The following is a 12,602-nucleotide window of genomic DNA, read 5'->3' as shown; positions in this document are numbered from 1 at the left end:
AACACTCGTCGCGCGCCGGCCGGTGATGACCCTGCTCGTCACCCACAGCCTGGAAGATGCGATCCGCCTCGGCGATCGGCTGTTCCTGCTGTCGCCCCGCCCTGCACGGATCGTGCGGGAACTGTCGATCTCCACCCCGCGCGCCGCGCGGAGCGAGGCCGAGATCGGCAGGATCCGAACGGAGCTTGCGGCCTTGCAGCTTGAATCGAAATGAAAACTCGTGATCAACTCGACCGGACATCGTCCAGGGAGGTTCACCAATGCGGCGCAGGCTGATTGCGATCGGCGTCCTCTTGATTGCGGTGCCGGGCGCGGCGTTCGCACAGACCAAAGGCAAGGGTATCAGGCTCTGGAACCTGACGAGCGAAACGATCTCCGGCTTCCAGCTCTCACCTGCAGGGAAGTCCGACTGGGGGCCGAACCAGTGCTTGAACGACAAGGACAAGGAGGTCGACCACGACGAGCGGTTGCGCATCATCGGCGTCGAGCCCGGCCGCTACGATGCCAAGGTCAGCTATCCCGATGCGCGGCAGTGCATCGTCCGCGACATCGAGATCAAGGCGGACGCGGTGTTCTCGATCGCCGACAAGGATCTGAAGGACTGCACGAAGTAGCGCGGTGGTTTTCCCTCATCCTGAGGAGCCTGCGAAGCAGGCGTCTCGAAGGATGAAGGGCCTGGCTGGAGCAGCTGGGCCTATATGGTTCGAGACGCCGCTTCGCGGCTCCTCACCATGAGGGATCAGGAATTGCGCGAGCCATTCACGCCTTGTCGTTCGGGCGCGGATATTCGCAGCGCCACCGCACCGCCTGCCATTTCGGATGCTCGCCGACCCATTGCGCAATATAAGGTGGCGCGGCCATCGCGCATTGGCGGGGCGACCCAGAATAGCGGAACACCAGATGCCGCTCTTCGCAGGTCGCAGGCGAGAGCACCGCACATACAGTCACCACCAGGTCAATCGGGTTCATCCCGGGATCCTCTCGCAAGGGCGATGGAGATTAGCACAGGGAGCTACGCTCCGTGGAGGGGGAAGTTTCAAACGGCCGCAAGGGAGCGGGAACTGTCTGCGCTCGCTAGAAATTCACTCCGAATATCAGGCGCGCGTGATGCCGTTCAAAATTGACGAGGTCGAGATTGCCACCGGCGCCCGCCGGACGACCCCAGGCCTGCATGCTCCAGCTCATGGTCAGCCGGGAGCGCTCGGAGAGCTGGAAATAAGCCGTAGGGCCGACAAACAGGGCCTGGCCCGAGAACTCGCCGAGACCGATCCCCTCATAGTGCCGGAAATAGCGCATCTCGCCGCCGAGCAGCACGTTCGGCCGCACCCGCACCAGGCCGGCAAACGCCGCGCCAACCGTCGAGCTCTTCTCGGATGCCCCACCGACTTCGAAGCGCGCCCATTCCGGCTGATAGGTCAGGTTGACCGCGCCGATGGCGAAATTCGGGATCAGCTCGCGGTCGAAGGCGAGCGTGAACTCCGTGCCGTACATCCGCCCCTTTGCACCGCTGGTTTCGCCGATGCGGTCGCCGTGCAGTTCGGCAGCGATGGTGAAGCCAAACGGCGCGCGCTCGCGACTGAGCAGGCGATAGCGCAGGTCGAGCGAGGCGCCCTGGAAGTTGAACTGGCGGCGATCGCCGATATCTGGGACCCCCGTGATGTCATGCAGGCTGGCGGTGCCGCCGACCTCGACACGGAGATTCGGCAGCGGCACCAGTTCGATCGCGACCTCGTGCTCGAGGGCGCGAAAGGCCGCCCCGCCATTTCCGAGGCGGCTCGTGGTCTGAGTCTGGAATTCGCGCTCGCCGACATTGCCTATATCGGTGCCGATCATGAAGCCGAAGATGTGCTCGGTGTCGAAGCTCTCCTCGGCGTCGACGCACGCTGGCGCGACCACGGCCATGCACGCAAGCGCCACCCCGAATCTGTGAGCCCCGATGCGCATCCCTGCCCCGCAGGCTGCGCCATCTCATGCGGCGCAGGCCGCGATCAGCGTAACACAATGCTAGACAACGCGACCGGGATTTTGATGGAGGGATTGAAACCGATCGCGTGGCGGGGCTCGACGGCGGCAGGCGATGCTTCCGACACTGCCACGGCTGCGATGGCGAAGCGCCATCGAAGCCGCGGCAGGTCGTAGGGCTTACTTGCGCGAAGCGCAGGCGTACATGTTGATTTCCATGCCGACCGGCACTTCCACGATCTTCGGAGCTTTCCAAGCCATTCGGGTCTCCCAAGGTCTTGAGCGCGACATCGCGCGGCGAAAAACCTAGGGCTGCATCAAATGCAGTTCAAGCCTGGATTCGATCGCCCAACACGTCTGTGTCGATTCTTCGCGGCCGCACTTCGCTCTCGGACAAAGCCACTTCCCTCTTGGTCAAGCACAGACGTGAGAGACGCGGCCTCGCGCGATACGAACGACATGACGATGCCGCGCCGTCAGCAGTCCTTGCCCGCCGTTTGTGTACTGGGCTTGGCTCCTTCCGCCCGCTCCGCCGCGGTCGGCTGGCTCTGCATTTGCCGCTGCGCATCCTCGGACGAGGCGGCTGCGCCGCTACTGGCCCGATTCATCGTGCTGGTCGGCGGATGCTGACCCGTTTCGCCGGACGAAGTCTGCGACTGCGCCGAACCGACCGTGACCGGACCGGAACCGGCATCCTTGTCGGTGCTGGCGCTACCGGTGTTGCAAGGGCCCGCGACGGCGATGCCCGCGCTCAATGTCAGGATCGCACAGGCAGCAAGGACAGAACGTTTGGTGTTCATCTGCTTCTCCTCTTCTCCCGCCGCGCTGCCCCGGCGCAGAGCAGGACATCGCCAGAAGAACAGACCGAACAGCGCGATGTTCCGAGCTGGTGGTCGGGAATTCGCTCCGGCAGGGCGCGCTCAGCGCAGCAGCCGCACCAGCGAGCGGCCTGCCCGCGCGTTCAGCTCCCTCGCATCGAGCGTCCCGTCCTTGTCCGGATTGGCCGCGTTGAAGCGCTGCTCCACCACGGACAGGTATTCGTCGAGCGACAGGGTCCCGTCGCCATCCGGATTGGCAGCGGCAAGCTCCTTCGCCGACAACCGCCCGCGCAATTCGCGAGCATCCAGCGTGCCATCGCGATCGGGATCCAGCTTGGTGAACATCGCGCTGGCAGCCTTCTTCACCTCCGCAAGATCCAGCGTGCCGTCGTTGTCCGTATCGAACATCTTGACGGCGTTACCGGATGCCGCGAGCGCGGGACCGGACAGCATTGCGATCATGAGTGCAAGCGCGACTGGGTGAATCGACATCATCCAAACCTCCTGAGAGCCTCGATCCGGGAAAGGTCGAGAACGACATAAGTCCACAAACGAGCCACAGTTCAAGTTGGAAAAAATTGCAACCCGGGCGCACCACAACTCGCATGATGCCGACACGTCTGGCCTTCTTTGCACCGCGGCATTTCTGCAGCGTCTACGCACAAGTGCGAGCACCTCGTAAGGTTTCTGTCAGGTGACCCGGCGCGGGCGTCCAGCAATATCGGCATCGCACTTACGACTTTCGTATTGACGCATTTTGCATTCGGGCGGAGTGTTGCACTCGCAGCGTCAAAAGGCGCGCATATTGGGAGGAACGGATGAAACGCTTTGCGATGGCCGCAAGCCTCGTCGTGCTTGCGTCAACTTGTGCAAGTGCACAGACCACCGAGCAGCTGCTCAAGGGCGCGACCGACACATCGAATGTTCTCAATTACGGGATGGGTTACCACCTGCAGCGTTTCTCGACGCTGAACCAGATCAACAAGGACACGGTCAAGAACCTCGTCCCGATCTGGAATTACAGTTTCAATGACGATCGTAGCCAGGAATCCCAGCCCATCGTCTATCAGGGCGTCATCTACGTGACCTCGCACAACGCCACGATGGCGGTCGACGCCAAGACCGGCAAGCAGATCTGGAAGAGCAAGATCGAATACCCGGCCGAGACGCCGCGCATCGTCTGCTGCGGCATCATCAACCGCGGTGTCGCGATTCACGAGGGCAAGTTGTTCCGGACGACGCTCGATGCCCATGTGGTTGCCATCGACGCCAAGAACGGCAAGGAGCTGTGGCGGCAGAAGGCGGCCGACATCAAGGAAGGCTATTCGATGACGGTGGCCCCGCTGGTTGCCGACGGCGTCGTCATCACCGGCGTCTCCGGCGCCGAGTTCGGCACAAGGGGCTTCATCGATGGCTGGGATCCGGCGACGGGCAAGCATCTCTGGCGAACCCATTCGATCCCCTCGCCGGACGAGCCCGGCGGCGACACCTGGAAGGGCGACACCTGGAAGCTCGGCGGCGGCTCGACCTGGATCACGGGCTCCTACGATCCCGAACTGAAAACGATCTACTGGGGTATCGGCAATCCCGGCCCGTTCAATTCGGCGGTTCGGCCCGGCGACAATCTCTACACCTGCTCCGTGCTGGCACTGGATCCGAAGACCGGCAAGATCAAGTGGCACTACCAGTTCTCGCCGAACAATCCGTTCGACTACGACGCCGTCGCCGAGATGGTGCTTGCCGACGTGACGATCGAGGGCAAGCCAACCAAGACGCTGATGAACGCCAACCGCAACGGCTTCTTCTACGTGCTCGACCGCACCAACGGAAAGCTGCTCGCGGCCAATCCTTATGTGAAGGTGAACTGGGCAACGGGCATCGACATGAAAACGGGGCGTCCGATCGAGACCGACGTGTCCAAGGACGCGCGCGAGGGCAAGAAGGTCACGGTCTATCCGTCCATTCTGGGCGGCAAGAACTGGGAGCCGATGTCGTTCAATCCGCAGACCGGCCTTGCCTATGCCAACACGCTCAATTTCGGCGGCAAGTACAAGGCCGAGCCCGTCACCTTCAAGCAGGGTGAGTGGTATCTCGGCATGGACCTGACCGATCCCTGGGAGTTCGGGGACGGGCCGCGCGGTCACCTCAAGGCGATCGATCCCATGACCGGCAAGACCAAGTGGGAATCCCCGAGCGACATTCCGCGCTTCTCCGGCGTGCTGTCGACCGCCGGCGGTGTCGTGTTCTCAGGTCAACTCACCGGCGAGTTCGAGGCCTTCGACGCCGACACCGGCAAGAAGCTCTGGCAGTTCCAGACCGGGTCCGGCATCGAGGGACAGCCGGTAACCTGGCTGCAGGACGGCGTGCAATATGTCGCCGTGACGAGCGGCTATGGCGGCGTCTACTCGCTGTTCTCCGGCGACGAACGTCTTGCCAACGTGCCGCCCGGCGGCTCGCTGTGGGTCTTTGCGGTCAAGCAGTAACCACAGGCACGATGCTGAAAGTGATCTCTCACAGGACGGCGGCGATGACCGCCGCCGTCACGGTGCTGTCGGTCGCGCTTGCGGCGGCCGGTCGTGCCGATAACACCGCCGGCAATTCCATGCAGGCGCAGATCGACCATGGCAAGTCGACCTATGCCTCGAAATGCTCGCACTGCCACGGCCCCAATCTGATAAACTCAGGCACCATCACGCCGGACCTGCGCGCCATTCCCGACGACAAGACGCGCTTCGTCAGCACGGTGAAGAACGGCAAGAACAACAAGATGCCGCCCTGGGGCGACATCCTCTCCGACGACGAGATCGGAAACCTCTGGGCCTTCGTCTCCAGCCGGAGAAAGCCATGAGACGATGCCTCTCCATCTGGAGCGTTGCCGCAATCCTCGGGGCGGCACTTCTTCTTCCGGACGCGGCCGCGGCCGAGGATCCGCTCAAGGTCTGTCTCGACGAGGACCGGCCACCGCTATCGGTGCATCGAAAGGGCAAGCCGGATGCCGGCTTCGACGTGCTGCTGGCGCGCGCGGTGGCCGAACGCCTGCGACGACCACTCGCGATCCAATGGTTCGAGAGCCGGCTCGATGAGGATGCCAGCCCGCAACTCGAGGCCAATGCGCTGCTCTCGGACGGGCGCTGCTCACTCGTCGGCAGCTACGCGCTGACGCAGGACTCGCTCGTCGCGCCCGGCATGAAGACGGCCCGCCTGCCGGATTTCGCCGGGGCCACGCGCGACGACCGGCGGCGCCGCGTCCCGCTCGGCGTGCTCGCGCCAAGCCTGCCTTACATCTATTCGCCGATGACGGTGGTGCTGGGGCCGAAAGTCCGCGGACGCAAGATCGGCGACATCGGCGACCTCGCCGGCTTGCGGCTCGTCATCGACAGCGGATCGCTTGGCGATGCCATCCTGATGACCTTCGACAAGGGGCGCCTGATCAACAATATTACGCACTTCGTCCCCGGCCGCGACGATCTTCTGGGCGCTATCGAGCGCGGCGACCATGACGCGACCCTGATCGATCTTGCGCGCTTCGACGCCCATCGCGCCGCGCACCCCGACACGGCGATCACGGCGTCCGGCTATTATTACCCGATCGGAGCCAACCGCGGCTACGTCGGGCTCGCCAGCGACGGCGCGCTGATCGGGGCCGTCAACAAGGCGCTGACGGAGCTCGCCGCCGAGGGCAAGATCGCCGAATTCGGCAAGCAGGCGGGGCTCACCTATCTGCCGCCGCGCGAGCCTGCGATTCTGGGCGACGTCTGGACCAAAATCATTCAGCGGTGAGGCTTCGTCATTGCGGGGCTCCCCCAGGGAGAGCCCGGAATCCATCTCTCCGCAGTGCAAGCGGCGCCATGGATTCCGGGCCTGCGAGCTGCGCACGCATCCCGGAATGACGGAGGATGTGGCTAGCGGCGTCTCACGTCGTATACTGGCGGCATTCATTCGGCCATTTGGTGAAGGCGTGAGGCCTACTGCCGCAAATCGGCGCGAACAGGCACCGCGCAAAGCCGATCGAATGCGCCAATCTGTCTCGCCTGCAGGGCATGCCCCGCGACAGCCTGATGCAGTAGGTTCGGCGAAATTCTGGGAGAGAATCATGTCCGCCAAGCTCGATCGCCGCCACTTCATCGCCGCCGGTACCACTGCACTGGCCGTGCCTTTCGTCTCGCGTGGCGCTTCCGCACAAGGCGCATCGCAAGGCACCTGGCCGGCGCGGCAGATTCGCATGATTTGCAGCTATCCCGCCGGCGGCCAGACCGACCTGCTCGCACGCGCCTATGGTGAATTCATCTCCAAGCAGGTCGGCAAGACCGTCGTCGTCGAGAACAAGCCCGGCGCCTCCGGCGCGATCGGCACCGCGGAGGTCGCCCGCGCCGAGCCGGACGGTCACACCATCCTGTGCTCGATCTCGACCACCTACATCATGAACCGGGTGGTGATGAAGAATCCCGGCTACGACATGGACAAGGATCTGAGCCTTGTCAGCGTGATTCCGGGCGCCGGCCTGCTGCTGGTGGCCAACCCGAAAACCGGGGTCAAGACGCTGGAGGATTTCGTCGCCTTCGCGCGCAAGAGCGGCAAGGTGAACTTCGGCACCTACAGCGCGGGCTCGGCCCCGCATATGACGGTCAACGAGCTCAACAAGCAGTATGGCCTCAACATCGAGCCGGTGCACTATCGCGGCGAGGCGCCGATGTGGACGGGAATGCTGGAAGGCACCCTCGATGCCGCCATGGGCAGCTACACGGCCGCGCAATCGGTGCTGCAAAGCGACCGCGGCACCGTGTTCGCCGTGCATTCGAAGAAGGTCGATGCGATCCCCGCGATCAAGACCCTTCCCGAGCAGGGCGCGACGTCGAAATTCTTCACCGTGAGCGGATTCACCGGCTGGGCCGTGCCGAAGGCAACGCCGCAAGCCGTCGTCGACCGCCTCGCCGAGCTCTGCGTCGCCGCCAACAGCGACCCCAAGGTGAAGGAAGTTCTCGCCACCTTCGTGCTCGAGCCTGCGATCGGCTTCAAGGAGACCAATGCGCTGTACCAGCGCGAGCTGCCGATCTGGATCGAGAGCGCGAAATCGCTGGGTCTCGAGCCGGCCTGACCTCCACGCGGGGCCGGACAGGCCGGTTGCTCCCCTGCGGCGCGAAGTCCGACCAAAGCCCAGTGTCGGGAGCGTGTTTTCCCGTTATGATTGTGCCCTCCTGTGGACTAGGAGGGTCGACCCATGACACCGGATCCCGTTTCCGTCGCCGTTATGATCATCCTGCTGTTTCCGATGAGCTATTTCACCCTGGCGTCGCCGGCCTTCCTTCTGGTGAGGCTCGACATCCAGCCCGTCGCCCAATTGCTGCGCGGAATGTTCAACGCTCATTTTCTGGTCATGCGTGTCGTCGGCATCGTTGGGACGGCGGCTCTCCTCCTCGACGGTCGCCCCCTTGCTGCCGCTGGCGTCGGCATGATCGCAGCCTTGGCGATTTGGGGACGACGACAATTCATGCCACGGGTCGACGACCAGCTCAGCGCGGGGGACGCCGGGGATGCAGATGCTGCACGACGGTTGCGCCGGCTGCACTGGAGCGTGAAGCTGGGGAACGCGGTGCTGCTGGTCGCTCTGGTGGCCGGCATTCCCTACATCGCAGCGTCGGCGTGAGCATTCGCCGACGCCGCGAGCGGTTCGCTCAAGACGCCTAATGCTCGCCCGAGCTCGCCGCGCCGTGCTGCGCCTTGTGGATCGAAGACGGCACCACGCCAAAATACTTCCGGAACACCCGGCTGAAATGCGATGAGCTCGAGAAGCCCCAGGAGAATGCGACGTCGGTGATGGTCTTGCCGGCGTGGGCCTCGAGCTCCTGGCGGCAGTTCTGCAAGCGCGCCTGCCAGATATAGTCGCTCACCGTGGTGCCGCGTTCCGAGAACAGCATGTGCAGATAGCGCTTGGAGCAGCCGAGCTCGGCCGAGATCTGGTCGATGCACAGATCCGGATCGCGCAGGTGCTCGCGAATGAAGAACTGCGCGCGCACATACATCGCTTCGGGCCCGACACGATCGAACATCGTGTCGGCTTCACGTAGCGGCAGCAGCAGCAGATCAATCAGCGAATCGGCAACGCCGATCGCGCTGTTCGCCGATAGCTTCGCCGCCTCGTCGAAGGTCGCATGGACGAAATCGTGGGCGATCCGCCCGGTGCCGGTCTTGGCCGACAGCTTGCACGCGGGCATCCGCTGCGAGGGGAACCCGCGGTCGCGCAGCAGAGCCTTCGGCACGATGACCACGTCGTGACGCGTGAACGCCGGGCTGATGATCGAATGCGGGCAGGAGACGTCATAGGCGATGATATCGCCGGGGTTGATTTCGATATGACGGCCTTCTTGTTCGAAATAAGACACGCCGTAGGTCTGGAAGTGAATCTTGATGTAGGGGTGCTCATTGGCCTTGGCGCGCGCCAGCGTGTGCGCGATACGATGCTGGCTCACCTCGATCTGGCAGAGCTTCAGCCGCGAGACGCTCGTGTAGTCGATGCGGCCCTCGAGCGAGGACGCCTCCAGCGGATCGACGTCGAAATGCCCACACAGGCTCGTCAGCCCGTCGATCCAGCTCTGGATCTGGCGCTTCGGCGTCATGCCGGTCGTCGAGAGCGTGTGAATGGTGTCGGACATGAATCCCGCCACTGGTTTGATCCGGAGATTCGACGCGAATCGCGACCAGCGCTGCCGGAGCCCTCAGCCGTAATTGCGTGACGTTTACCTCGAATTTGAGCGGTCTCTTGGCACGAGCGCCATCGTGCCATTGCCACCCTTGAAGGTTAATCCTCCGCCTTAGTTGCAACGCCGTCAAGGGGAACCTGAGCGCGAAAGGCGCGGCCAAGCGCGTGCGGAAGCCGCTGAATTCGCTACTGCAAAACAAAATCTTCGCCTTCGTGCGCTGTCGAGCAAACCCGCTTCCCTCTTGGGCAAGTTTCCCGATGACGAAGCCGATAGGGATTGTGGCAGGAACAATAAGAACGGGCCGCTCCCGCGCGTGGACCCGTGGATATTATCAGGAGGAGGAAACAGAACAGCATCGTTTCTGGTCCCAACCGTGACCGCCTGCGAGCAGACGCCGGACGAGAAGCCCGGCGATTGAACAATGCTTCGGAAACAATAAACGCGACCAACGGAGGAATGACTATGCGCAAGGTGCTACTGGCGACCTATATCGGCTCCGCGGCGGCTCTCGCCGTCGGCAGCGCCTCAGCCAACGACGAGCTGATCAAGATGTCGCAGAACCCGAAGGACTGGGTGATGCCGGCGGGCGACTACGCCAACACCCGCTACTCCAAGCTGAACCAGATCAACGCCCAAAACGTCGGCAAGCTCCAGGTCGCCTGGACGTTCTCGACCGGCGTGCTGCGCGGCCATGAGGGCGGCCCGCTGATCATCGGCAACATGATGTACGTCCACACGCCGTTCCCGAACAAGGTCTATGCGATGGACCTTTCGCAGGAGAACAAGATCGTCTGGAAGTACGAGCCGAAGCAGGATCCGAACGTTATTCCGGTGATGTGCTGCGACACCGTCAATCGCGGCCTAGCCTACGGCGACGGCAAGATCATCCTGCATCAGGCCGACACCACCCTCGTTGCGCTCGACGCCAAAACCGGTCAGGTCGCATGGTCGGCCGCCAACGGTAATCCGGCAAAGGGCGAGACCGGGACTTCGTCGGCCCTGGTGGTCAAGGACAAGGTCATGGTCGGCATCTCCGGCGGCGAGTTCGGCGTGCAGTGCCATCTCACCGCATATGACCTCAAGACGGGCAAGCAGGCCTGGCGCGCCTTTTCGGAAGGTCCGGACGACCAGATCAAGGTCGATCCCGTCAAGACGATGTCGCTCGGCAAGCCGGTCGGGCCGGATTCGTCGCTAAAGACCTGGCAGGGCGATCAGTGGAAGATCGGCGGCGGCTGCACCTGGGGCTGGATCTCCTACGATCCCGCTCTGAACCTCGTCTATTACGGATCGGGCAATCCCTCGACCTGGAACCCGAAGCAGCGGCCCGGCGACAACAAGTGGTCGATGACGATCTTCGCGCGCGATGCCGACACCGGCATGGCGAAGTGGGTCTACCAGATGACGCCCCATGACGAATGGGATTATGACGGCGTCAACGAAATGATCCTCTCCGATCAGCAGATCAACGGTCAGAACCGCAAGCTGCTGACGCACTTCGACCGCAACGGTCTCGCCTACACCATGGACCGCGAGTCGGGCGAATTGCTGGTCGCCGAGAAGTACGACCCGAAGGTGAACTGGACCAGCGGCGTCGATATGGACAAGAACTCGCCGACCTACGGTCGTCCCAAGGTCGTCGCTCAATATTCGACGGAGCACGGCGGAGAGGACAAGAACACGAAGGGCATCTGCCCGGCCGCCCTCGGTACCAAGGACCAGCAGCCGGCAGCCTACTCGCCGGACACGCAGCTGTTCTACGTCCCGACCAACCACGTCTGCATGGACTACGAGCCGTTCAAGGTGAGCTACACCGCGGGCCAGCCCTATGTGGGCGCGACGCTCTCGATGTATCCGCCTCCGGGTGAAACCCACATGGGCAACTTCATCGCCTGGGACAACAAGACCGGCAAGATCGTGTGGTCGAACAAGGAGCAGTTCTCGGTCTGGTCGGGTGCGCTCGCGACGGCAGGCGGCGTGGTGTTCTACGGCACGCTCGAAGGCTACCTGAAGGCGGTCGATGCCAAGTCGGGCAAGGAGCTCTACAAGTTCAAGACTCCGTCCGGCATCATCGGCAACGTCACCACCTATGAGAACAATGGCAAGCAGTACATTGCCATTCTCTCCGGCGTGGGTGGCTGGGCCGGCATCGGTCTCGCCGCAGGCCTGACCGATCCGACTGCAGGTCTCGGCGCAGTCGGTGGCTACGCGGCCCTCAGCAACTACACGGCGCTCGGCGGCACGCTGACCGTGTTCTCGCTGCCGAACTAGGCCCTTCAGCATCGCTCCGGCGCGTGGATCACTCCACGCGCCGGCTCGTCTCCACCGAACGCCTGCCGAGGAAACAATCTCTTGCGTAAAATCTGCTTCATCATTGCTGCCACGATTGTGAGTGTGTCCGGGGGACTTGCGGTCGCGGATGGCCCCGGCGATCCCGCCGCCGTGAAGAAGGAAGAGGACGGGAAGTGGCTCGATAAGGAAGGAATTCCGACCTACAAGATTTCGGCCGACGGCACCGTGGACTGGTTCACCTATTCCGGCTACCGCCGCTATCACTCCGACTGCCACGTCTGCCATGGCCCGGATGGCATGGGCTCCACCTACGCGCCGGCGCTCAAGGATTCCGTCAAGACCATGAGCTATGGCGATTTCCTCGGCGTGGTCGCCTCCGGTCGCAAGAACATCTCGACCGCGCAGGAGAACGTCATGCCGGCCTTCGGAGACAATCCGAACGTGGCCTGCTACATGGACGATCTGTACGTCTATCTGCGCGCCCGCTCCACCGAAGCATGGGGCCGGCAGCGTCCCGCCAAGAAGGAGGAGAAGACGGATGCGTACAAGAAGGCGGAAGACGCCTGCATGGGCAACAAATGAACGTTACGAGGACTGCCGAGACTACGTCTTGGGTGTCCTATGAGAATTTGAGGAGCTACAGATGAAGACACGTGCCGCCGTCGCTTTCGAAGCCAAGAAGCCGCTCGAGATCGTCGAGGTCGATCTGGAGGGACCCAAGGCCGGCGAGGTCCTAGTCGAGATCAAGGCGACGGGCATCTGCCACACCGACGCTTACACGCTCGACGGCTTCGACAGCGAGGGCATTTTTCCGAGCGTGCTGGGGCATGAGGGC

15 protein-coding genes and 1 pseudogene are annotated in these 12,602 nt (G+C 63.1%); 10 read left to right on the top strand and 6 right to left on the bottom strand.

Features of this window, described 5'->3' with window-relative positions:
* Nucleotides 1–214: pseudogene (locus tag JHD07_RS18875) on the top strand (ABC transporter ATP-binding protein); the annotation flags it as partial.
* 46 nt (nucleotides 215–260) lie between these two features.
* The gene (locus tag JHD07_RS18870; protein ID WP_291624658.1) at nucleotides 261–614 is read left to right on the top strand and encodes a hypothetical protein; all 354 of its coding nucleotides are present in this window, start codon (nucleotides 261–263) and stop codon (nucleotides 612–614) included.
* 145 nt (nucleotides 615–759) lie between these two features.
* On the opposite strand, the gene JHD07_RS18865 is transcribed toward JHD07_RS18870, so the two are convergent.
* The 5 genes from JHD07_RS18865 to JHD07_RS18845 all read right to left on the bottom strand — a co-directional run bounded on the left by JHD07_RS18865 (nucleotide 760) and on the right by JHD07_RS18845 (nucleotide 3,275).
* Nucleotides 760–969 carry a hypothetical protein gene (locus JHD07_RS18865; protein WP_291624657.1) on the bottom strand — a complete coding sequence of 70 codons (210 nt, stop codon included), beginning with the start codon at nucleotides 967–969 and terminating at the stop codon, nucleotides 760–762.
* Nucleotides 970–1,074: 105 nt separating this feature from the next.
* A complete protein-coding gene (locus JHD07_RS18860) occupies nucleotides 1,075–1,902 on the bottom strand; it encodes a hypothetical protein (RefSeq protein ID WP_291624656.1) in 828 nt (275 codons plus the stop codon).
* Between the two features lie 240 nt (nucleotides 1,903–2,142).
* Nucleotides 2,143–2,223: a pyrroloquinoline quinone precursor peptide PqqA gene (gene pqqA / locus JHD07_RS18855; protein WP_008562446.1), complete on the bottom strand. Its 81-nt coding sequence runs from the start codon at nucleotides 2,221–2,223 to the stop codon at nucleotides 2,143–2,145.
* Between the two features lie 215 nt (nucleotides 2,224–2,438).
* A complete protein-coding gene (locus JHD07_RS18850) occupies nucleotides 2,439–2,762 on the bottom strand; it encodes a hypothetical protein (protein WP_291624655.1) in 324 nt (107 codons plus the stop codon).
* A gap of 120 nt (nucleotides 2,763–2,882) precedes the next feature.
* Nucleotides 2,883–3,275 (bottom strand): calcium-binding protein, encoded by a 393-nt coding sequence (locus JHD07_RS18845; RefSeq protein WP_291624654.1) that lies wholly within the window; start codon nucleotides 3,273–3,275, stop codon nucleotides 2,883–2,885.
* 323 nt (nucleotides 3,276–3,598) lie between these two features.
* Between JHD07_RS18845 and JHD07_RS18840 the strand changes: the two genes are divergently transcribed.
* The 5 genes from JHD07_RS18840 to JHD07_RS18820 all read left to right on the top strand — a co-directional run bounded on the left by JHD07_RS18840 (nucleotide 3,599) and on the right by JHD07_RS18820 (nucleotide 8,424).
* Nucleotides 3,599–5,263: a methanol/ethanol family PQQ-dependent dehydrogenase gene (locus tag JHD07_RS18840; RefSeq protein ID WP_291624653.1), complete on the top strand. Its 1,665-nt coding sequence runs from the start codon at nucleotides 3,599–3,601 to the stop codon at nucleotides 5,261–5,263.
* A gap of 11 nt (nucleotides 5,264–5,274) precedes the next feature.
* A complete protein-coding gene (locus tag JHD07_RS18835) occupies nucleotides 5,275–5,628 on the top strand; it encodes a cytochrome c (protein ID WP_291624652.1) in 354 nt (117 codons plus the stop codon).
* The gene (locus JHD07_RS18830) at nucleotides 5,625–6,560 is read left to right on the top strand and encodes a transporter substrate-binding domain-containing protein (protein WP_291624651.1); all 936 of its coding nucleotides are present in this window, start codon (nucleotides 5,625–5,627) and stop codon (nucleotides 6,558–6,560) included. The genes JHD07_RS18835 and JHD07_RS18830 overlap by 4 nt, the downstream gene beginning before the upstream one ends.
* Before the next feature lie 313 nt (nucleotides 6,561–6,873).
* Nucleotides 6,874–7,875, top strand: coding sequence for a tripartite tricarboxylate transporter substrate binding protein (locus tag JHD07_RS18825; RefSeq protein WP_291624650.1), 1,002 nt, complete (start codon nucleotides 6,874–6,876; stop codon nucleotides 7,873–7,875).
* A gap of 123 nt (nucleotides 7,876–7,998) precedes the next feature.
* Nucleotides 7,999–8,424: a hypothetical protein gene (locus tag JHD07_RS18820; protein ID WP_291624649.1), complete on the top strand. Its 426-nt coding sequence runs from the start codon at nucleotides 7,999–8,001 to the stop codon at nucleotides 8,422–8,424.
* 37 nt (nucleotides 8,425–8,461) lie between these two features.
* Here JHD07_RS18820 and JHD07_RS18815 read toward each other — a convergent pair whose 3' ends face one another.
* Complete coding sequence (locus JHD07_RS18815; RefSeq protein WP_291624648.1) at nucleotides 8,462–9,430, bottom strand: helix-turn-helix domain-containing protein; 969 nt, start codon at nucleotides 9,428–9,430, stop codon at nucleotides 8,462–8,464.
* A gap of 510 nt (nucleotides 9,431–9,940) precedes the next feature.
* Here JHD07_RS18815 and xoxF5 point away from each other — a divergent pair.
* The 3 genes from xoxF5 to JHD07_RS18800 form a co-directional block, all read left to right on the top strand.
* Complete coding sequence (xoxF5, locus tag JHD07_RS18810; RefSeq protein WP_291624647.1) at nucleotides 9,941–11,746, top strand: lanthanide-dependent methanol dehydrogenase XoxF5; 1,806 nt, start codon at nucleotides 9,941–9,943, stop codon at nucleotides 11,744–11,746.
* Between the two features lie 117 nt (nucleotides 11,747–11,863).
* Nucleotides 11,864–12,349 carry a c-type cytochrome, methanol metabolism-related gene (locus tag JHD07_RS18805; RefSeq protein WP_291624659.1) on the top strand — a complete coding sequence of 162 codons (486 nt, stop codon included), beginning with the start codon at nucleotides 11,864–11,866 and terminating at the stop codon, nucleotides 12,347–12,349.
* Nucleotides 12,350–12,410: 61 nt separating this feature from the next.
* The coding region (locus JHD07_RS18800; protein WP_291624646.1) for an alcohol dehydrogenase catalytic domain-containing protein at nucleotides 12,411–12,602 on the top strand (192 nt) is incomplete at its 3' end.

Origin of the sequence: Bradyrhizobium sp., from assembly GCF_016462955.1 — a bacterium.
In the GTDB taxonomy this organism is placed as follows: domain Bacteria; phylum Pseudomonadota; class Alphaproteobacteria; order Rhizobiales; family Xanthobacteraceae; genus Bradyrhizobium.
The sequence above is the reverse complement of the archived record's forward strand: the minus strand, read 5'-3'. Positions and strand labels throughout refer to the sequence as shown.